At 49.1% G+C, this 20663-nt stretch carries 18 protein-coding genes, 1 pseudogene and 1 riboswitch; of the genes and pseudogenes, 8 read left to right on the top strand and 11 right to left on the bottom strand.

Annotation, left to right across the window (positions count from 1 at the left end; all coding sequences use genetic code 11):
* Nucleotides 1–137: 137 nt before the first annotated feature.
* Entirely contained in the window at nucleotides 138–1136 is a 999-nt protein-coding gene (xerC, locus tag WG89_RS20310) for a tyrosine recombinase XerC (protein WP_079253951.1), read from the top strand.
* Nucleotides 1136–1852, top strand: a complete 717-nt coding sequence (locus WG89_RS20305; RefSeq protein WP_062269233.1) for an HAD family hydrolase — start codon at nucleotides 1136–1138, stop codon at nucleotides 1850–1852. Before xerC ends, WG89_RS20305 begins: the two co-directional genes overlap by 1 nt.
* A 67-nt stretch (nucleotides 1853–1919) precedes the next feature.
* On the opposite strand, the gene WG89_RS20300 is transcribed toward WG89_RS20305, so the two are convergent.
* Both WG89_RS20300 and WG89_RS20295 read right to left on the bottom strand, forming a co-directional pair.
* A complete protein-coding gene (locus WG89_RS20300) occupies nucleotides 1920–3392 on the bottom strand; it encodes an SLC13 family permease (protein WP_062269231.1) in 1473 nt (490 codons plus the stop codon).
* Nucleotides 3393–3579: 187 nt separating this feature from the next.
* Nucleotides 3580–5007: a class-II fumarase/aspartase family protein gene (locus WG89_RS20295; protein ID WP_062269229.1), complete on the bottom strand. Its 1428-nt coding sequence runs from the start codon at nucleotides 5005–5007 to the stop codon at nucleotides 3580–3582.
* 206 nt (nucleotides 5008–5213) lie between these two features.
* Here WG89_RS20295 and WG89_RS20290 point away from each other — a divergent pair, with 206 nt between their 5' ends.
* Nucleotides 5214–6116: a LysR family transcriptional regulator gene (locus WG89_RS20290; protein WP_062269227.1), complete on the top strand. Its 903-nt coding sequence runs from the start codon at nucleotides 5214–5216 to the stop codon at nucleotides 6114–6116.
* Between the two features lie 196 nt (nucleotides 6117–6312).
* On the opposite strand, the gene WG89_RS20285 is transcribed toward WG89_RS20290, so the two are convergent.
* The 7 genes from WG89_RS20285 to mutM all read right to left on the bottom strand — a co-directional run bounded on the left by WG89_RS20285 (nucleotide 6313) and on the right by mutM (nucleotide 12929).
* Nucleotides 6313–7290, bottom strand: a complete 978-nt coding sequence (locus tag WG89_RS20285) for an ABC transporter substrate-binding protein (protein ID WP_245662947.1) — start codon at nucleotides 7288–7290, stop codon at nucleotides 6313–6315.
* A 37-nt stretch (nucleotides 7291–7327) separates the two neighbouring features.
* Nucleotides 7328–8068: an ABC transporter permease gene (locus WG89_RS20280; protein ID WP_062269225.1), complete on the bottom strand. Its 741-nt coding sequence runs from the start codon at nucleotides 8066–8068 to the stop codon at nucleotides 7328–7330.
* Nucleotides 8065–8829: an ABC transporter ATP-binding protein gene (locus tag WG89_RS20275; protein ID WP_062269223.1), complete on the bottom strand. Its 765-nt coding sequence runs from the start codon at nucleotides 8827–8829 to the stop codon at nucleotides 8065–8067. Before WG89_RS20275 ends, WG89_RS20280 begins: the two co-directional genes overlap by 4 nt.
* A 10-nt stretch (nucleotides 8830–8839) precedes the next feature.
* Nucleotides 8840–9652 carry a bifunctional hydroxymethylpyrimidine kinase/phosphomethylpyrimidine kinase gene (gene thiD / locus WG89_RS20270; RefSeq protein ID WP_062269221.1) on the bottom strand — a complete coding sequence of 271 codons (813 nt, stop codon included), beginning with the start codon at nucleotides 9650–9652 and terminating at the stop codon, nucleotides 8840–8842.
* A 68-nt stretch (nucleotides 9653–9720) separates the two neighbouring features.
* A riboswitch (TPP riboswitch) is annotated at nucleotides 9721–9823 on the bottom strand.
* Nucleotides 9824–10057: 234 nt separating this feature from the next.
* Nucleotides 10058–10810, bottom strand: a complete 753-nt coding sequence (locus WG89_RS20260; RefSeq protein ID WP_062269217.1) for a hypothetical protein — start codon at nucleotides 10808–10810, stop codon at nucleotides 10058–10060.
* Between the two features lie 647 nt (nucleotides 10811–11457).
* A complete protein-coding gene (locus WG89_RS20255; protein WP_245662946.1) occupies nucleotides 11458–12084 on the bottom strand; it encodes a lysophospholipid acyltransferase family protein in 627 nt (208 codons plus the stop codon).
* A 14-nt stretch (nucleotides 12085–12098) separates the two neighbouring features.
* The gene (mutM, locus tag WG89_RS20250) at nucleotides 12099–12929 is read right to left on the bottom strand and encodes a bifunctional DNA-formamidopyrimidine glycosylase/DNA-(apurinic or apyrimidinic site) lyase (RefSeq protein WP_062269215.1); all 831 of its coding nucleotides are present in this window, start codon (nucleotides 12927–12929) and stop codon (nucleotides 12099–12101) included.
* Between the two features lie 270 nt (nucleotides 12930–13199).
* On the opposite strand from mutM, the gene WG89_RS20245 reads away from it, so the two are divergent.
* Complete coding sequence (locus WG89_RS20245; protein WP_245662945.1) at nucleotides 13200–14546, top strand: MATE family efflux transporter; 1347 nt, start codon at nucleotides 13200–13202, stop codon at nucleotides 14544–14546.
* Nucleotides 14547–14605: 59 nt separating this feature from the next.
* Here WG89_RS20245 and WG89_RS20240 read toward each other — a convergent pair whose 3' ends face one another.
* Both WG89_RS20240 and WG89_RS20235 read right to left on the bottom strand, forming a co-directional pair.
* Nucleotides 14606–15697 carry a hypothetical protein gene (locus WG89_RS20240; RefSeq protein WP_062269210.1) on the bottom strand — a complete coding sequence of 364 codons (1092 nt, stop codon included), beginning with the start codon at nucleotides 15695–15697 and terminating at the stop codon, nucleotides 14606–14608.
* Nucleotides 15698–15863: 166 nt separating this feature from the next.
* Nucleotides 15864–16808 carry a hypothetical protein gene (locus WG89_RS20235; RefSeq protein ID WP_153301716.1) on the bottom strand — a complete coding sequence of 315 codons (945 nt, stop codon included), beginning with the start codon at nucleotides 16806–16808 and terminating at the stop codon, nucleotides 15864–15866.
* Nucleotides 16809–17060: 252 nt separating this feature from the next.
* Between WG89_RS20235 and WG89_RS20230 the strand changes: the two genes are divergently transcribed.
* The 4 genes and pseudogenes from WG89_RS20230 to WG89_RS20215 all read left to right on the top strand — a co-directional run.
* Nucleotides 17061–17744, top strand: coding sequence for an outer membrane protein (locus tag WG89_RS20230; RefSeq protein ID WP_062269206.1), 684 nt, complete (start codon nucleotides 17061–17063; stop codon nucleotides 17742–17744).
* A gap of 273 nt (nucleotides 17745–18017) precedes the next feature.
* Nucleotides 18018–18692, top strand: a complete 675-nt coding sequence (locus WG89_RS20225; RefSeq protein ID WP_062269204.1) for a response regulator — start codon at nucleotides 18018–18020, stop codon at nucleotides 18690–18692.
* Between the two features lie 24 nt (nucleotides 18693–18716).
* Entirely contained in the window at nucleotides 18717–20123 is a 1407-nt protein-coding gene (locus tag WG89_RS20220; RefSeq protein ID WP_062269202.1) for an ATP-binding protein, read from the top strand.
* Nucleotides 20124–20432: 309 nt separating this feature from the next.
* Nucleotides 20433–20663 (top strand): annotated as a pseudogene (locus tag WG89_RS20215) (hypothetical protein); the annotation flags it as partial.

Here is a 20663-nt window from a genome sequence, read left to right as displayed (position 1 = left end):
TTTTGAACATTGCATGGATGCAGGAGTTGATGAATCATGAAGAGGCGATGTAGGGGCTGTTGACGTTTTGTTTTGCGGCTCCAGAAACTGCTGAGCGCGAAAACAAAACGTCAACAGCCCCTAATAAAGGTTTTGCCATGCCAACCCTGCAGCAGGATATTGATGATTTTCTCGATTACCTGAAATACGAAAAAAACAGTTCGGTTCACACCTGCTCGGCTTATCAGAGAGATTTAAAAAAACTGTTGAAGCAGGCGGAAGAAGACGGAATCCAGCAGTGGCAGAAGCTGGATGAAAAACAGCTGAGAGCCTGGCTGGCAGGCTGGCATGGCGGTGGTCTTGGCCAAAAAAGTTTGCATCGATTGTTGTCCTCCATCCGCAGTTTTTATCGATATCTGAACCGGCAGGGCAGGGTAGACGACAATCCCGCCCAAAGAGTCAGTGCTCCTAAAGCAGGCAGGAAGCTGCCCGTTACTATGGATGCAGACCAACTCTCTACCCTTCTTGATCAGGATGATGATGATCCCTTAGTTATCCGGGATCTGGCCATTCTTGAACTGTTCTATTCATCCGGATTACGACTCTCTGAACTGGTTGGGCTCAATCTGGATAGTTTTGAGAATGAGTTCAGGCAGGTAAGAGTGCTGGGCAAGGGAAGAAAAGAACGGCTGTTGCCAGTGGGAAGAAAGGCTCGAGAAGCCGTTCAGAAGTGGCTGTCAGCAAGGGTTTTATTTCCGGAAAAAGATATTCATGCCTTGTTTCTTTCCAAACAGGGCAATCGAATCAGTGCCCGTCAGGTTCAGAACAGGGTGAATCAACAGGCTAAAGAAGCGGGACTGTCAGGGCGCATGCATCCGCACTTGTTAAGGCACTCTTTTGCCAGTCATATGCTGGAGTCCAGTGGCGATCTCAGGGCGGTTCAGGAACTGCTGGGTCACAGTGATATTTCAACCACCCAGATTTATACCCATCTTGATTTTCAGCATCTGGCCGACGTATATGATAAGGCTCACCCAAGAGCGCAGAGAGTCAGTAAAGAGCCCTCAGCCGGTAAAAAGCCCTCCAGGGAAGAAGGGCTTGTCAGGGAGCAAGAGCCTGAGCCTGAAGAAAATAATGAATCCCACAGGAAAAAATAATGATAAAACTGATCACCTTCGATCTGGATGACACTCTCTGGGATAACATGCCGGTGCTGATCCGGGCAGAGCAGAAGGCATGGAAACGGCTCTGTGAATACTGGCCCCAAACCCACGAACGAATGAATCCTAAAGAAGTCTTTGAGTATCGGGTTCAGCTCCTTCAAGAGCATCCTGAGCTGAAATACCAGATTACAGAGTTACGTCGTTTCTCACTTCAGAAAATATTGCAGAATTGCGATTGTCCAGGCACCCGGGCTGAGGAAATTGCAGGTGACCTGATGCGGGAGTTTATGGAATGGCGTCACGATGTGAAATGTTTTCCAGAGGTACAACCTGTCCTTTCTCATCTATCGGCAGATTACACTCTGGCAGCGGTCACAAACGGCAATGTGGATGTTGAAAAGTTAACGGTCAGTGAATTCTTTGATTTCTCCATCAAGGCCGAAGATTACAACAGCCTGAAGCCAGAACCTACGCTCTTCGTCAAAGCAATGGAGCGTGCGGGAGTAACACCAGAAGAAACGATACATGTTGGAGATTGTCTGAAAGCCGATGTGGGCGGTGCCGGAGCTCTTGGGATTGGAACCGTCTGGTTTAATCCTGCAGACAGGACGTTTGATGGCGAGCGCAGGCCTGATTATGAAATTCGTTCTTTAACCGGGCTCTTGCGAGTTTTGGATAAAGACCTGCAGCAGAACTCTTTTATTGGCTGACTCTGAAGTCGTCAGAAAGCCGTAATGGGATCAAGAGTGCTGGACAGTACCAGCACTCCAGATTCATTTACGATCCAGCGAAAACAGCACCCACCAGAAAATATCCAGCCAGTGTCACCAGAACTACTCCAACAATGTTCAGAACAAAGCCTGCCTTGATCATATCTCTTATATGCAGCTTGCCAGAGCCAAACACTATAGCGTTGGGCGGAGTGGCAACGGGCATCATAAATGCGCAGCTGGCCGCCAGTGCCGCAGGGGCAGCCAACATAACAGGGTCGATACCCAATGTGACACCCAGTGCGCCCATCAAGGGCAGGAAGGCTGCAGCGGTAGCTGTGTTACTGGTCAGCTCGGTCAGAAAAATGATAACCGTCACAACAAAAGCTACGACCAGAAGAATAGGCATGCCGTTCACTATGCTCATGGCGTCAGCCACCCAGCTGGCCAGACCGGTACTTTTAATCAGTGCCGCCAGACTCAGGCCGCCACCAAACAGAATCAGTACACCCCATGGGATCTCGCGAGCCTTTTCCCAGGACATCACATACTTTTTCTCCTGGTGATTAACCGGAATGATGAACAGGCTGATGGTGGCCGCAATAGCGATAACGGTGTCGTTTAAGCCCGGAATCAGTCCGGACATCATGGGGCGGAAAATCCAGGCAGCCGCTGTCAGGGTGAAAATAACAGCGACGGTTTTCTCTCCACGACTCATTGGCCCCAACTCTTGCAACTGGTCCATGAAGAGTTTGTGAGCTTCCGGATTCTCGCGGTTATCCAGCTTGAACCCCAGCTTGGTCAACCACAACCAGGTCACAGCCATCATGGCGATGGCTACAGGCAGGCCAACCAGCATCCACTGGGCAAAGCCGATTTCGATTTCGTAAGTTTCAGACAGAAACGCAGCCAGCAAAGCATTGGGCGGTGTACCGATCAGGGTTGCCAGGCCACCAATGCTGGCACTGTAAGCAATGGCAAGCAGCAGAGCTTTGGAAAAGTTTTTGTTGGCTTGTGGGTCATCACCCGCTGTCATGGTGGCGACCGACATACCAATAGGCAGCATCATGACACTGGTTGCCGTATTGGAAACCCACATGCTGAGAAAGCCGGTGGCAATCATGAAACCAGCAATCAGACGGTCAGCGCGAACACCGGTTCTCAACATAATCAGCAAGGCAATACGTTTATGCAGATTCCACCGTTCCATGGCCATACCCAGCATGAAACCGCCAAAGAACAGATAAATCGTAGGGTGTGCGTAAGGGGCGGTTACCTGATTGATCTTGGCAATACCCAGCAGAGGCACCAGCAGAATGGGCAGCAGTGAAGTCACAGGAATAGGGATTACTTCTGACACCCACCAGGTAGCCATCAGCAGGGCGATGCCGACCATATACCAGGCTTCTACACTCATACCCTCAGGTGGAGAAGTCACCAGTGTGATAATCAGGAAAAGAGGCCCAAGAAAGAGCGAGAACCAGTAACCCGGACCGGGGGCCTCCCTGGGGAAAGTCTGTTTGGAAGTGAGTACGGTCATTTCAATGCTGTTCCGATTTATTACCGTGAATAAAGTCTGCTTTCACTCACGGCAGAGTTATGCGTCAAAGTGTTTAAATTTTTCAGGTTGCAGCCCATTGCCGAGTGTTGGATAAGGAAGTGGTTACCGGCAAACGATCACTGGAGCCACCTCGGCTCCAGTGTAGGGTTGAAACCTGTGATTGTTGTTACAAGAGGGATTTCCGGACTTCAGCGACAGCATTTTCAACCAGCTGCTCTGAGGAACCAATATAGTTAGCAGGATCCAGTACTGCCTGAATCTCCTGTTCGGTCAGTAGCTGTTTGATCTCTGGCGTGTTTTCAATAATGTCTTTCAAGCCATGGCTGTCAGAAGAGGATCTGATGGCATGTTTAACCAGTGAATAGGCTTTTCCACGTCCGACTTTGGCGGCCAGCTTATTCATCAGGGCTTCAGACATGACATAGTTTTTGGAGTCGCTGAAGTTTTCCAGCATTTTGTCTTCGTTAACGATCAGCTTGTCAAACAAACCGGAAGCACGCTGAAGGGCTGCAGACGTCACCATAAATGACTCTGGCAGGATCGACCATTCCACAATCCACGGGGCACCCTGGCGGGTATCACTGTGGCTCATGATATCCAGAGCGGCCGAGTTGTACATTTTACCCATGCGGGCAAAGGCCCCCATGTACTCAGAAGCACGGGGATTACGCTTTTGTGGCATGGTGCTGCTGGCACCGCCTTCACCTTCCTGAATCTCGTTGATTTGTGTACGGCTGTAGTTGTTTATATCGATGGCAACACGACCCAGGGTGGCATTGACCAGTCCGAGAATCTGTACCGTTTCAGCAAAATTGTCTCGGCTTGGATTCCAGGGGCCGGTTTGAGGTGTTAATCCCAATTCCTTGGCTACACCTTCCTGTAGGTCCAGACCTTTATCACCATAGGCAGACAGGGTGCCAACTGTGCCACCAATCTGGGGTTGCAGGCGTGCAGAAGCCTCATCCAGTCTCTGAATATGGCGGTTCAGTTCCATCATGTAAGTGGTCAGATGTAAACCCAGCGTCGTTGGAATGGCATCCTGTCCATTTGAGCGGGCAATCATGACCGTTGTCTTGTGCTCTTCGGCCAGATCTGCCAGTTGCAGAGCGACTGCAACCAGTTGCTTCCTGATTACTTCATTAGCCGCTTTCACCTGTAAGACAGTAGCCGTGTCCATGATGTCCTGGGTGGTACTGCCAAAATGCAGGTAGGAGCTTACCTGCTCATCGCCTGAGGCTTTCAACTGATCCAGCAAAGGCTTGATGCCTCGGCCCACTTTGTTAGTCCCAGCTCGAAGAGCATCGAAATCAACCTCAAAGTTGTCCGCTGTCTTTTTAATAGAGTGGTAAGCGGATTCTGGAATAATGTCCAGGTCTGCCTGAGACTTGGCCAGGGCTACTTCAACCTCAACCCATCGATTGACCAGGGTCTCATCGCTGAAGATGGAGCGCATGTCTTCGGTGCTGAACAGATCCCGGTAGACTCGGGACTCAAACACGCTAACCGGTGCGGGAGGTTCAGGCATAGTGCTGGCCTGAGTGGTTAAGGTAATGATCGCGCAGCTGGCTGCCAGAAGTGTACGTTTCAGTTTCATAATGCCTCACAGTCTTGAAGACAGGCTGTTGTTTGGCGACGTCAGGGTCGTATATTCGGCGTTGTCTTCCTGATGGTCTGTTTGTTAATTCAGTTAATCGTGTCTTTTTCTACTTGGGCGACACGTTAATGCAGGGTTCAACTTTGGACAATCGCAAATAAACAGGGAATAATTCGACTTTTTGCAAGAGTCGTGAATGCAGAAAGATGAACCTAAAGGCCCTTCAACTCTTCTCTTCTATCATGAGCCTGGGAACTCTGACCCGAGCAGCAGAAGCCCATTTTCTCAGTGAGTCAGCAGCCAGCAGACAGTTGTCCGTACTTGAAACTGAACTGGGTTTTAAATTGTTTTCCAGAGAAAAGCGCAGCCTGATACCCACCCCCCAGGGGCGGAAGTTTTATCTGGAAGCGGAACGTATTCTTTATGGATTGAATGATCTTCCGGATATTGCCCAGGCGATAAAAAGAGAGCAGAAAAGCAGTCTTCGTCTGATTTCGATCCCCAGACTGGTCAGGCAGATCGTCTCGCCTGCGGTGGCTCGATTTTGTCATGAAGATCCGGAATTGCAGGTGAAGGTGGATGTTCAGGCCATGCGTTATCTGCAGCGGTGGGTAGCCGGTTTCCAGTTCCATATTGGGCTGGGCAGGTTGCCTGCCGAACATCCGGCAATAGTGACAAGAAAGTTCTGTTCCCTGCCCACCATGGTGGTTTTACCCCGGGGGCATCGTCTGGCTAATCGCTCAGAGCTGACACTGGATGATCTGGAAGGGGAATCTGTTGTCAGTCTGCTGAAAGATACCCATTTGCGGAAGAACATAGACTCCATTTATCAGGCTGAAGGCAAAACGCTGAGGGCCAGTGTTGAAGTCTCGAGTTCTTATAATGCCGGTTGTATCGTTGCTTCCGGATTTGGCATCACAATAGGCGATCCCTTTGTGGCCCATAGTCTGGGTGATGGGGAGCTGGTGCACGTTCCTTTGAAAACTGATTTTCGATACGACTTTGCTTTTTTTGAGCCTGCCCAGGGAGAACTCTCTGATACGACGAAGTTGTTTATGAAACATGTAGAGGAAGTGGCGCAGGAGTATATGAAAAGGAATGGATTTTAAGAATAAAAGCAGCCACAGATGAGGCTGCTTTTGTCAGGATAGCTGCTTAGGACTTGTCAGAAATTAACTTCTTTGTTGAAACCTTCTCAAAACCCGTTCGGGCTGAGCCTGTCGAAGCCCAATACCACCACCCTTCGACAAGCTCAGGGTGAACGGAATCCGTGTCTAGATCGGGAAGTTATTTCGAGACAAACCCTCAGAGATTCAGCATATAGTCTTTTGCCGGTGGGATATTCTTCAGGTCGCCATGGGCATCAAGGAACTTCGCGAAACGATCGTAACGGCCGGTGTCTTTCGCTGCTGGACGCAGAGTAAAACGGGGCACTGTATCAAACCATGCACGTTTATTGAGTTCATTGTCGAGATTTTCAGGGTTGTAATCCCTGAAAATTTTCCAGGATTCTTCCGGATTATTCACAATAAACTGGGTGCCCAGTTCAATGGCTCGCAGGAACTTTCTGATGGCTTCTTTATCATTCTTTTTGCTGTTGGCGATGAAAATCAGCTCATCGTATGAAGGAATACCATTTTCCTCGTAGTAGAACATCTTGCCCTGACGTCCTTCAATGTCCAGCTGGTTCAGTTCAAAATTCCGGTAAGCTCCCATGATGGCATCAACACGACCTGACATCAGGGAGGACGACATATTCCAGCCTACATTGACCATTTTTATGTCTTTGGAAGAAAAACCGTAAGGTTTGAACAGAGTATCCAGAATGGCGTTTTCGTTGCCGCCCATGTTCAGGCCGATGGTTTTACCTTTCATATCTTTCAGGGATTTGATGGGGCCGTCTTTCAGAACAATCAGTCCGTCCAGAGGGGTGGCAATGAGGGTTCCGGCCCAGGCCAGTGGCAAGCCATTAGCAACACCGTGTATCAGGCTGGGCTGATAATAGACGGCAAGATCTACATCACCGGCAGCTACCAGTTTAGGAGGAAGGTTAGGGTCAGCAGGTTCCTGGATATCAACCTCTAAACCCTGGTCTTTGAAGTAGCCATTCTCCTGGGCAATGATGATGGGTCCGTGGTCCGGATTCACAAACCATTCCAGCATAAGCTTCAGCTCTTTGCTCTTCTCCTCTGCCATCGCAGGTGCAGCGGTCAGAAACAGGGTTGAAGTCAGTATTATTGATAATAACGAAGCTGATTTTCTAATCAGTGTGCGTAAAAACAAGGTCAGTATTCCTCAGCCGAGTGTAAGTCTATGAAAGTCAGGTGGCAGGTTGCCAGGGGATCAGTTTTTTCAGAGCCAGATCTGTTATGAAATAAAGGCTGACAGAGCAGAAGGCCAGAACGGTCAGAGCGGCAAACATCTGGTCAACCCAGAGTCGGGCATTGGCTTGAAGCATCAAATAACCAAGACCGGCACTGGAGCCCACCCATTCACCGACAACGGCACCAATAGGTGCAACCACAACAGCTACCCTGAGACCGGAAGCCAAAGCCGGTAAAGCTGCAGGCCAGCGAACATGACGGAGAATAGCAAACCGGTTTCCGCCCATGGTTTTTGCCATATCGAGCCAGCCTTGATGAGTATGACGCAGACCGTCATAACAGCAGGTTGCTACAGGAAAGAAAATCACCAGGATCGTCATTACGACTTTGGAAGCCAGCCCGTAACCAAACCAGAGCATTAAAATGGGAGCCAGGGCAAACACAGGAATAGCCTGAGTCACCAGAAGCAGCGGCAAAAGCCAGGGCCTGAGCGCTACAAAATAAACCAGCACCATAGCCAGCAGAATGCCAAAGACAACGCCCAGTATCAGGCCGAGCAGCATTTCAGTCATGGTCACAAGGGTGTGTTCCCAGAGCAGAGATGCATTGTCGTACATGCTGATAAACACAGCTTTTGGACCAGGCAGAATGTAGTCCGGCATGGAGAACATTACGACGATGCCTTCCCAGACGAGCAGAAGGAAAAGCACGACCAGAAGAGGTTTGAAGGCTTTCATGGGCGTTCTTCCTCATTTCTGAGCCGTTCCAACAGTTCGCCCTGAAGGCTCATCAGTTCCTTGTTTTCCAAAGAACGGGGTGGAGAGTCCGGCGGCATGATGGCTTCAGTTAACGTCGCAGGCTCTCCCTGCAAATGATAGATATGATGACCCAGTCGCAGGGCTTCCAGAGGATCATGGGTGATGAGCAGAACGGTCCGGTTGGCCAGCAGATCACAGGCCAAATCCTGAAGGTTTAGCCGAGTCACTGCATCCAGGGCACCAAAAGGTTCATCCATTAACACCAAGGGGCGGTTTTCCATCAGGGTTCTGGCCAGAGCAGCGCGCTGTCGCTGGCCACCAGATAAATTCTGGGGCAGCTCAGTGGCTTTATCAGATAAACCGACTTGTTCGAGAATATGCCGTGCCCTATCCAGTTCCTGAGCTGAGACTTTTCTGCGACTGAAGAAACTGTTTCTCAGACGCTCTCCCAGCGTGATGTTCTCAATAACTGAAAACCAGGGCAGTAATAAGTCCTGCTGGGCCATCCAGGCAATACGGCCTTTCAGGGAAAAACCGTCCTGACAGAGCACACTGCCAGAAGTTTCCAGACCTTTGCCTGTGGATAAACCGGCAATCAATCGCAAAAGACTGGTTTTGCCAACACCGCTGCCGCCGAGAAGGCAGGTCCACTCGCCTCCGGCCAGGGTCAGGTTCAGGTCTTTGAAAATGATCCGCTCATCGTAGGCCAGCGCTGCATTTTTTACGACTACATCAAACATTCCGGCCCGATCACCAATACTTGTAGAAATGGTGAACCGGTCCGTTGCCCTGACCTATGGTCAATTGATCAGCGTGGGCAATGGCTTCGGCAATGTATTTTTTGCCTTCAGGAATGGCTTCGCTCAGAGTGTAACCCCGGGCCAGCAGAGCGGTGATGACTGACGACAAGGTACAACCTGTGCCGTGAGTATTGTTGGTTTCGATCCAGTTGGATTCCAAACGGTGAAGGGATTTGCCGTCATGATAAAAGTCGACGGCTTTATCTCCGCTGAGGTGGCCACCTTTTAACAGAACCGTCTGAGACCCCAGGGCTAACAGGGGTTCAACCATATCAATCATCTGATCCAGATTCTCAGGCACCGGACGATTCAGCAGGACAGCCGCTTCATGGAGGTTCGGGGTGATCAGGTTGGCTTTGGGAATCAGAACCTGTTTGAGCTTCTCGATAGCCGTTTGTTGCAGCAGAACATCACCGCTGGTGGCTACCATCACTGGATCCAATACCAGATAAGCCGGGCGATATTCAGCCAGTGCATCGGCTACCGTTGAAATCACTTCAGGCTGACTGAGCATGCCGACTTTGACGGCATTGATGGCAAGGTCGGAAAAAACAGAGTCCAGCTGCTGCCGGATGAAAGCAGGGTCTACATCAAAAATACCCTGGACACCCTGAGTGTTCTGGGCTGTCAGAGCGGTTATCACACTGCAACCATAGGCGCCCGCCGCTGAAAAAGCTTTCAGGTCTGCCTGTATGCCCGCTCCGCCGCCGCTGTCTGATCCAGCAATGGTAAGGGCGATAGGGGTGTTATTGGTCATCGTCATCGTTCGGTTTACTTCTCCGAACTGACGTAGAAAGGTTCTGAAGAGCGGCTTTAAACGATGAACTTGTGCCCGCTCAACCGTCGGTTTCCTACGCCAGCATAATCTGGTTCAGGTTCAATGGGTCTTTCTCAGTCTGGAAAACATTCGTCCCAGACACCCCAACCAACGGTGCGAGTCTATTTTGTTTCTATAGGGATGTCTATGCTTCTGGAAGCGAGGTATGAATGGCAGGTCAGCCAATGTAATGATGAGATTACTTTACATATTCTCGGGGTTGTTTCTTCTAGTTTTAATGCTTACCGCTGAGCTGGGTCTTTATCATAGAGTCAAAACCTTTAGAAAAGGGTACGAGCATGGTGATCACCATATTCTTATCTTCAGGAATGGTATGGCCCTCTCTATGATTTACAGGAAGGAAGGTGAAAATTTTTTATAAACGGTTATTTTAATATTTAAAGGCCACTCAATCGTCATTAGCCTTTCTGTGGATATCGAATAAACCTGATTATTACCCAACATCAACCTGGCAAAAGCTACCCCCTGACCATTGGTTTCTGTGATATCAATCGATGCTATTACTGATCTGGAAATAATTAACAGGTAATGGCCTGGGTAAATGGCCAATGCCTGGAGTGGCAACGCTGCCCGATTGTAGCCAGCTTGTTCCCAGAAGCCAAAATGAGTCTGATAGGTATTTTGATATTGGATATATTGTCTTTTTATTGCTTCAAGGCTCTCCTGTCTCGACAAATCATCTTCATCTATGACTTCCTGTTCTGCAAACCCGAGACTCGAAAAAATCTCCACTAATGACAAGTAGCTTTCCGTCTCCTGATCCGTGCAGTGATGCTGATTTGGCTCAGATACCTCAACGCCACCAACAGCCCCGGCAACGGCATCACCACCAGTAGCAACACTGCTACTACTTATAGATAGAGTGGTCTCTGTCTCTTGTCGACTCGAGAGATCACTTTCATCCATGACTTCCTGTTCTGCAAACCCGAGACTTGAAAGAATTTCTGACAAATAGCTATCCGTCTCCTGATCCGCGCTTTGACAGAGGTTTGGCTCAGGTACCCCAACGCCACCAACTGCACCACCAGTAGCAACACTGTTACCACCCATAGAGAGAGCTGTCGCTTTCACCAGACCATTCAATGAACTGGAACCATATCCTGGTAGGTTGAAATTTAGACAATACCCAAGAGTGGGGCTGAATCCACAACTATCACAGACCTCCAGGCCCCCATCTATGGCCACCAGATTGCCATAAGGACAGTTAGGGCAGTCTCCCCATACGGGCATTCCAAACAATGAGAAAAACAAAACACTTAATAATATGACACTATCGTATAATTTCTCAGATGCTATCACTCAGTCCCCCTATTCACAGAACAGTGCAAAGCAAGAGGTTATTTTGTCAGCCCATATCGGAGTCAAGCATTGAGCTGCACCGAGTTAGCTATTTAGTTTGCCAGACTGTATAGCACCGCACTGGCATTGGCGCCAATGAGGGAGTCAGTAAACACTTTAAACTTCCTGTACACGTGCGCTATACAATACAACGAGCGAACCTGCCCGCCCTCCGCTTAGATACAGCAACATGAAAGGTATACTCTGAGTAACTCGATCTTTTTCCTTGAGCACTTGATAAGGCGGGTTCGTCTGTCTGAATATAAGGCTGTTTATGAAGATGTCGGCTCAGGGCTTCATCAAATAGCAAGAAAAGTTGGGCTTCCTGAGGCAAGTCCTTCGTAATGGTTTCCTGATCAGCTTCTCGCGCTCATGGCTGATTCATGAAGTGGTCACTTCTCAAAAGGCCCGTTACAGCCCAGTTCAGGGTGTCTTGGTTGATAAGGAAGGAAGAATCGGTGCATTTCCTGGAAATCGTGTTCCTGATCACCGGTCATGGCCATGGGCTCACCGAAGACCACCCGTTTGTTGCCAAAGTCGAAAGAGACCGGAACAATCGGAATGTCAGCACTGTTGGCAATGTGGTAGAAGCCGGTTTTCCAGCGTTTTACTTTGGATCGGGTGCCTTCTGGTGTGATGACCAGCACAAAGTTATCGGCCTTGCGAATTTCTTCCGCTGACTGCTCCACTCGATTAATGGATTTGTGACGTTCGATGGCCACACCACCCAAACTTTTCATCAGCCAGCCCAGCGGTGGATAAAACAGGGTATGTTTGCCAAAGAAGCGGATTTTCAGCCCCAGAATCAATTTGGCGGCAGCTCCCACCACAAAATCCCAGTTGGAGGTGTGGTGAGCGACAATGACCACATATTTGTCGATTTTGGGGAGTTCACCTTCCAGCTTCCAACCGCCCATCAGCCAGAGCATCAGACGTCCCAGGCTCTCCAGAATCCTGTTTCGGGAGCCGTAGTTTTTGTCAGCGTTCTGGCTGCTCCAGGTTTTTTTCTCACTCATCATTTTCTTTCGTTTGATTACCGCTGGCATTTTTTGCAGTAGCAGGTACTGCGATTGCCCAGACGGATTTCTACAATCGGTGTTGAACAGGTGACACAGGGTTCGCCCTTGCGTCCATAGACCGCCAGTTCCTGTTTGAAGTAGCCCGGTTTGCCGTCGCCCCCGACAAAATCCCTCAAGGTGGTTCCACCCTGTTCAATAGCTCTGGCCAGAGTTTCTTTGATGCATTGGGCCAGTCGCTCATATCGGGCTTTGGAAATCTTGCCACTGGGGCGGTCAGGTCGAATACCGGCTTTGAACAAGGCTTCATTGGCATAAATATTCCCCACACCGACCACCACATGGTTATCCATGATGAAGGTTTTTACGGGTTGGGACTTTCCTCGTGAAGCCTGGTAAAGCCTTTGAGCGGTAAACTCGTCACTGAGCGGTTCTGGCCCCAGCTTTCTGAGCAGGTCATGTCCCATAACATCGTCGTCAATCCCGTTGTTATCAATCCATAGCACTGCCCCGAAGCGTCTTGGGTCGGTGTATCTCAGCAGGATGCCATTACTGAAAACCAGGTCTACATGATCATGCTTTTCAGCTTCACGAGCCTCAATCAGTATTCGCAAACTTCCGGACATACCTAAATGAACCAGCAATGTGCCTGCATCTGTTTTGATCAGCAGGTACTTTGCACGTCGTGCCACGGAGCGAATAATCTGGCCGGATAACTGTTGCTTTAAATGATCGGGAACCGGCCAGCGCAGACGTGGATTACGAACAATAACATCGGCAACGGTCTGACCTTCAATGTGAGGCGCAATACCTCTGCGGGTGGTTTCAACTTCAGGTAATTCTGGCATCCGCAAACAGTAGCAAATTTGTCATAAAAAGGCGATGAGATAAGCGCTTAAGGCGGTTCGAGCAAGGGGCAGAGATAGGTAAAAATCCCACGTCAATTTTCGAATAATAACGGCAAGTTACCCATATCTAATAGCATAAACAGGCTGGTAAGATAGTCTCACTTTTGCACCGGTTCAGTATGGCAGAAGTGAATATAACAGTGAGAAAAAATGACAACCAGTCCACCTCTATACCAACGGTATTTTAAGGAATTACGAGAACTTATTTATTTGTCTGCCCCTATCCTGGGTGCGCAGCTGGCCACCACAGGCATGGGCTTTGTGGATACCAGTATGTCAGGCCAGTATTCAGCGGAAGATCTGGCTGCTGTGGCTATTGGTTCCAGCATCTGGGTGCCTCTCTATCTGTTGATCAGAGGGATTCTGATGGCAACGACACCCACTGTTGCCCATCTGTTTGGTGCCCGAAAAATTGACGAGATTGCTTCTCCGGTTCGTCAGGCTATGTGGCTTTCTCTGGTGCTAAGTGTGATGGGTATGGTTCTTATGATGAACCCTATGCCATTGCTTAATTTTCTGGAAGTTGATCCGGGCATGGCGGCCAAGACCGAGGCTTACCTTGAGGCGTTGGCCTGGGGTGTACCCGGTATCTGTTTATATCAAACCATGGTCAGTTATTGTGAAGGGCGCTCTATTACCAAGCCGGCTATGCTGATCAGCTTCGCAGCATTGCTGATTAATATTCCGATCAACTATGTACTCATCTACGGCAAGTTTGGCTTTCCTGAAATGGGTGGTGTGGGTTGTGGTTATGCGACTGCGATCTGTTTCTGGGTGATGTGTCTGCTGATGTTCTGTTACACCCGCTACAACCAGAAGCATAAAGAAGTGAACCTTTTTGATCGCTTTGAATGGCCTGAAATGACCCGAATCCTGGCGCATCTGAAACTGGGTGTACCCATGGGACTGGCGATCTTTTTTGAAGCCAGTATTTTCTCTGCTGTTGCTCTGGTCATCGGTAAGCTGGGTGCTGTGACGGTAGCAGGCCACCAGATCGCTTTGAGTCTCGCCAGCATGGCCTTCATGGTTCCACTGAGCATGTCTATGGGAATCACCATTCGGGTCGGCCAGGCACTGGGTGCTGGCGATCCGCAGGCAGCAAGATTTTCTGGTTATGCCGGTATTGTTGCTACTCTGCTGACGGCCACTCTGATGGCTATTGGAATGTGGGTGTTTGCGGATGGACTGACCTCCCTGTATACCCAGAATGCTGAAGTAAAAGTTCTGGCAGCACAGCTGTTGATTTTTGCGGCATTGTTCCAGTATGCCGACGGAATTCAGGTGGCTTCCAACGGAGCGTTGAGGGGTTACAAGGATACCCGGGTACCGATGATCATTATTCTGATAGCCTGCTGGGGCATTGCCTTGCCTTTGGGTTATACACTGGGTCTGACGGATTTGATTGCTGATGAGCCTATGGGTCCTCATGGACTTTGGATCGGACTGGTACTGGCTCTGACACTTTCTGCTGTGTTCTTACTGCTCCGCTTCAGAGCTTTGAGCAGACGGGAAGTTGAGAAACATTCTGTTTCCATGAAAATGGCTTCAGCGATTTAAAGCGGTTTTTCAAACAGAGAGAGCCGGCGAATGCCGGCTCTGGTTAAGGCGCTTTAAAGTTAAAGGTTTTGAACCTCTTCAATTTCCTGCTGAAGTAGAATGTGTTCCTGCTCAATGGCCCGTAGACGTCTATTTTCCTCTTTGTAGTGTTCGTTTTCACGTCTAAGGTCATCTACGCCGGCATCAATTAAGGCCTCAGCTATACCCAGATTACGGTTAGCTTCCTGAAGCTGTTCACGAAGCCTGTTTTCAACTGTGTCTTCTGGGGCATCCAGGAATGCCTCTTCTGCGTTTTCATCGAGCGCTTTGATCACATTTTGGGCCGTACGCAGTTGTTCTAGCACCGTTTCCAATTCTCCCTGCTTCCTTCCTAAATCCTGATTCCGTTCAGTAAGAGCATCTTCAAACCCAAGGCGACGTTCAAGTTCATGATTAAACTGTCTCAGAGTGTCGGTGTCCTCACGCTCTTGCGCACAGAGCTTAGCTTCCGCCCGATGATTCAGAACATGTGTAATCGCACGGGCTGTGATTCCCACGACAGCTGCGGTAGCCGCTACTGTAAAACCAACCTGAGGCAGTACACAAAAGGGTGCCAGAACCGTTACCGAGTGCTTCATCATGTTTTTGAAGCTGAAGAAACTGTCTTTAGCATTTTTCTCATGCTGTTGAGCTTTTGTGTCTGAATTTTTGATTTGTTTAATGGTGGTCGCAAAAGCTGCATCAGAGTCTCTGGCTGCTTGTTGAAGAGCGGTTTTGAGTGCCTTGTTGTTCTCAGATTTTACTTGAACCAGCTCAGAGCTTCTGTTCCAGCTGTTTCGTAGGTAGTTCACAACGGGCAGAACTGTTGGGCCAACTAAAGTAGCGATTGTTCCGACGGAAGTAGAACCAACACCTTCAACCGCTACTTCCTGACCCACTGCTGAAGTCACAGCATCAGGTAGCCAGGTTTTTGCTGCTGCTTGCAGATCTGCAATTCTACTGGTAACCGGTGCAATATAGGGTGCTATGCATCCATTGATGTAGTTTTGAGCACTTTGGATCAAGGTCGCGTTTTTATCCATAAAGTCAGCCGCGACCGTCGTATTGGTCGGCTCAAAATACTGCACATAATGCGTACCGTTGTAGACGAATGTCTTTGCTGTCATATCCATGCTGTTTCCTCCATGTTTGAGCTTGGTTCAGAGCCCTTCTCTGGGACCTCTATTAATAAGACTGTTCTTGAAGGAGGAAGTTCTGGTGTGGGACTGACAGGATGGTTAGTCGCTTTGGCAGGCATAAAAAAAGCCGGCACCAGGCCGGCTTGTAGTTCAATGTCAATTACAGATCGAGAGGAGCGTCATCATCATCGTCGATAGGAATTGCCACATGTGGTGGGCGAGGGAGGTTCCTCAAGCGCTGGATTTCAGCGTCATTGCGAGCAATTCTAGCTGTCTGCCGCTCAATCAGATCAGCGCTATTGGCCAAGGCATCAGCTTGCAGCTGAGCAGCTTCATCAATAGCAACCTTCTCTTCATGAGTATCCTTCAGCTCCTGCAGTCTGTTTCTGAGCTGTCTCAGTGAAGCAGTGCTCTTGTGCTCTTCAGTAGCCTGACTGGCTTCACCACGGTAGTTCAGGACGTGAGTCACTGCTCGTGTGGTAAGACCGACCAGAGCCGCTGTTCCTGCTACGGCGAAGCCAACCTGTGGTAGAACACAGAAAGGAGCCAGTACAGTCACAGTGTGCTTGAGCATATTTTTGAAGCTGAAGAAGCTGTCTTTAGCATCCTGCTTATGCTTGCGAACCAACAGGTTGGTCTTGGCAATCTGAGCATCAGCGGTTTCAATTGCACCATCGATATCCCTGTCAGACTTAGCCAGAGCATCCAGAAGTACTTTGTTGTTTTCTGCCTGAAGATTGCTCAGCTCGGAGCTTCTGTTCCAGCTGTTTCGGAAGTAGTTCACGATAGGCAGAACAGTTGGGCCAGCCAACGCGGCAATGGTGCCAACGGTGGTAGAACCTACACCTTCAATCGCTACTTCCTTGCCTAGAGCTGAGCTAACAGCTTCCGGTAGGGCTGTTTGCAGTTCAGCAATCTTGCTGCTTACTGGTGCCACGTAAGGCGCTACAACACCGTTGATGTAGTTAGATGCACTGGTGAATGCAGTAACGGTTTTGCCGAAATAATCGGCAGCCATCTCAGTGGCCATTTCCACTGTGCTGGGCTCTATAAAGGGCACATATTGAGTGCCGTTATAAAGAAAAGTTGCTCCATTAGCGTCCATGTTTCTATCCTCCATGATTTTGAGCTTGTAGTCGGTTAGGGACAATCCCTGTCACCCGATACCAATTCAGACTGGTGTTGTGGCAGAGAGTTCGAAAAGTTGCCTAACAGAGGTGTTAGTTAGGCTTAATAAGGGCAGAGCTTTTGACCAAAGTCGTAGGTAGTTACATTAAAAGAGATTAGAAATTCAGTTTTTATTCATTGCTATGAAATTACTGTGTGCACGTACCCTCAAACACACAGGTAGATAACAATGCAATTCAAAAAAATCTTGCTGGCTGGCGCTGTAGCGGCTGTTGCTTCTTCCCAGGTTATGGCTGGTGATATCTTTATTGGTGGCGTGTATGGTCGAATTGGTCAGGATATGAACCTGAAATCCAATGGCACGACCCTTCGTTCCGATATCACGGATGCAAGAATCGAGAACAAGCTGGAAAACCGCGATATGGTCGGTTTCAGACTGGGCACCTGGTTGAATGACAATACCCGTATCTACGGTAACTTTATTCTGGACGACAAGAGTTACAAGAAGCGTCATTCAACAGACAGTGGCAACACAACCAGTGAGAGCTATCGCTACAAAAACTATGAACTGAGCCTTTCCGCCGATTATGTCATTCCACTGACCGACTCCGGCAATACCCAGTTCTACGCCGGTGGTACTGTTGGCCTGAATAAACTGAAATACTCTCAGAGTCAGCATGCCGACAAGGTAACCAGTCAGCATAATGGCAGCCGCACCAAGCGTGATACCGCTCTGATGTACGGTGTTCAGGCTGGTTTCCTCCAGAATCTGACCGATAATCTCTCTGCGGAACTGGGCTATCGCTATACCCGCTCCAACAACGAGATTACAGGCACCTTTAACGGTGAGCGTCTGAAGCTCGAGAGCAAATCCCAGCAGTCTGCGTTCCTGGCGTTAAACTATAGTTTCTGATTTATTGCCGAAACTTCTTTCAGGGCAGTCTCGAAAGCGGCAGCCCTGACCCGGTTCACTGACAGTTCATTCAAGTTCAGGCAATCTGGTGCAGTTAAGCGCTAAACCCCATACCGTTCGCACTGAGCCTGTCGAAACGCATTTCCAAGATCCTTCGACAAGCTCAGGATGAACGGAGTATGTTTGAATATTAACGCTTGGCAGCACTAGCAGCCTGAAAGTTCCACTGTATAAATAGCCCGACTGTTTATATAGAAAAGACAGGACAATTCCATGAAGTTTATGGTGGTGGAAGACGACGATCTGCTTCGTCATCACATCAGTTACCAGCTGGGTAGCCTGGAGCATAAAGTCTATTCGGCTCCTGATGCCCGTGAAGCACTCTATTTTGCTGACCAGTACACGCCAGATGCAGCCATTATTGATCTGGGGCTGCCCGGTATGGATGGGCTTGAGCTGATCAGAACATTGAGAGATCAGGGCAAGAATTTCCCCATTCTGATTCTGACTGCCCGTGGTAACTGGGAAGACAAGGTATCGGGACTGGAAGCCGGAGCTGATGATTATCTGGTCAAACCTTTCCGTTTTGAAGAGTTGAAAGCCAGACTGAATGCGCTGGTCAGGCGTTCATCAGGCTTCAGTCAGCCCCGTATCAAGGCCGGCCCGTTGATGCTGGATCTGTCTCGCAAGCAGGTCTGGTGTGACGACAAGAGTCTTTCCCTCACAGCTTATGAGTACAAGATTCTGGAATATATGATGCGCCATGCCCAGCAGGTGGTTTCCAAGCGGCAGCTGATCGACGAACTTTATGAAGATGAAGGGCGTGACAGTAATGTACTGGAAGTGCTGGTGGGCCGACTCAGGAAAAAGCTGGAAGGTGAAGGGGTCGATAACCCTATAGAAACCATTCGCGGGCAGGGGTATCTTTTTACTCTGTCCTGTTCCTGAAGTCATTCATACAGCCATGTGCTCATGAAAACATTGTTTAGCACCCTGAGTCTTTCCAAGGTATTTGATATCAAGAACTCTCTGCGGCTCAGGGTCTTGCTGGCCTCTGGCATTATGCTGCTGGTCAGCCTTATCCTGGTGATGCTTTCAGTCATGGCGTCTTTTGAAAGTGCCCAGTTTGGCGCTATCCGAAAAGAATTGGCTGCTGATGCCAATGTACTTCTTACCGCTGCCCGCATCGAAGAGGGTCGGCTGGTCATGCCTGATAAATTGCCGGATGAAAAATTCAACCAGGTTGAATCGCCGGTACTGGGCATAGTTTATGATATGTCGGGCAATGCCATCTGGCGCTCCCGGTCGACACTGGATGAAGTCATTCACTATGTTCCCGACAACGATGGCGAGATCACCGAGTTTGATCTTTCATCGGATCCCACCGGCAAGTACTTTTTCTACGACATTGATGTATCGCTGGATGGTATCCCTCTCATTTTTGTCACCCTGACCCCCGCCACAGAATATTTTGAGGTGCTTAACTCTTTCCGTCGTTCATTATTGTTCTGGCTATTGTTTACGGCATTGGGCATGTTGCTGGTGGTTTGGCTGGGCATGCAGTGGTCGCTTCATCCTATTCGACAATTGACTCGTAATCTCAGGGATATTGAATCGGGTAGCAGTGATCGTTTGGAAGGTGAATACCCAAGAGAACTGACCAAGCTGACTGCTGCCCTGAACCAGCTTCTGAACAATGAGCGCAGCCAGCGGGAACGTTACCGGGATGCCATGGCGGATCTGGCTCATAGTTTGAAAACGCCTCTGGCTGTTTTGCAGACAGTGCAACAGAGTGAGGATTTGCAGAAACAGTCTGGTGATGCTCCTCTACCTGATAAAGAAAGTATTGTTGAGGAGCAGGTTCAGAGAATGAACCAGATCATCAGCTATCAGTTACAGCGAGCGGTTACCCGCCAGAAAGGATTGGTCAAAAATCACATTAATGTTCAGCAGGTAATTGAACGTATCACCCGGACTCTGGACAAAGTTTATCACCACAAACATATCCAGCTGGATAGCCATGTTCAACAAGGGTGTGAGTTTACCGGTGAAGAGCAGGATCTTATGGAGATCATGGGCAATATGCTGGAGAACGCATACAAGCTTTGTCTCCAGAATGTCAGGGTTTCCATTGCTTCATTCCGGGATAAGAGAGCCCGGTTGTATCTGGAACTGGTAATAGAAGACGATGGCCCTGGAGTGCCCGCAGACCGAAGAAACGACATTCTGAAAAGAGGGGTTCGTGCCGACAGCCGAACACCCGGGCAGGGTATTGGTCTGGCTATAGCCATGGAAATCATTGATAGCTATGAAGGGCAACTGACCATTGAAGATTCTGAACTGGGCGGTGCTCTGTTTCGGGTAAAACTTTATAGCTGACCCTTCACTATTGATTTGTCTCGAAATAACTTCCCGACTTATACATGGACTCCGTTCACCCTGAGCTTGTCGAAGGGTGGTGGTATTGGGCTTCGACAGGCTTGTATGTTTAACCTGTCTCTAATTATTTGTATAAGGTGAGGGGCATCGACTGCTTACTGCCTTTCGGACAGACTGACTGAGAAATCCCCACCCACAAGCATGAGCGACGATTAGGAGCACTCCTACCTTACGGTAGACAATTTTTGCAAGCTAACGCCAGCTTGTGGTCACCCCCCCCCGTATGAAGATTAGATCTAGGTGACCGTTATGGAAACAATACTTAACTTCATTGGTATTGATGTGTCTTCGCAATGGTTAGACATTTGTAGTCAGGATGGTTCTTTCAAACGTATTGCTAATTCACCCACAGAGATCACGGAGTGGGTTCTCTCTCTGCCCCAGTCAACAGCCCTGGCTATGGAAGCAACGGGCTGTTACCACCAGCTACTGGCCTCTATTGCGTTCGAAAGAGTCCACGAAGTCTATGTGCTCAACCCC

The sequence above is a fragment of the Endozoicomonas arenosclerae genome (assembly GCF_001562015.1).
Taxonomy (GTDB): Bacteria; Pseudomonadota; Gammaproteobacteria; order Pseudomonadales; family Endozoicomonadaceae; genus Endozoicomonas_A; species Endozoicomonas_A arenosclerae.
This window is presented reverse-complemented; position numbering and strand designations above follow the sequence as displayed.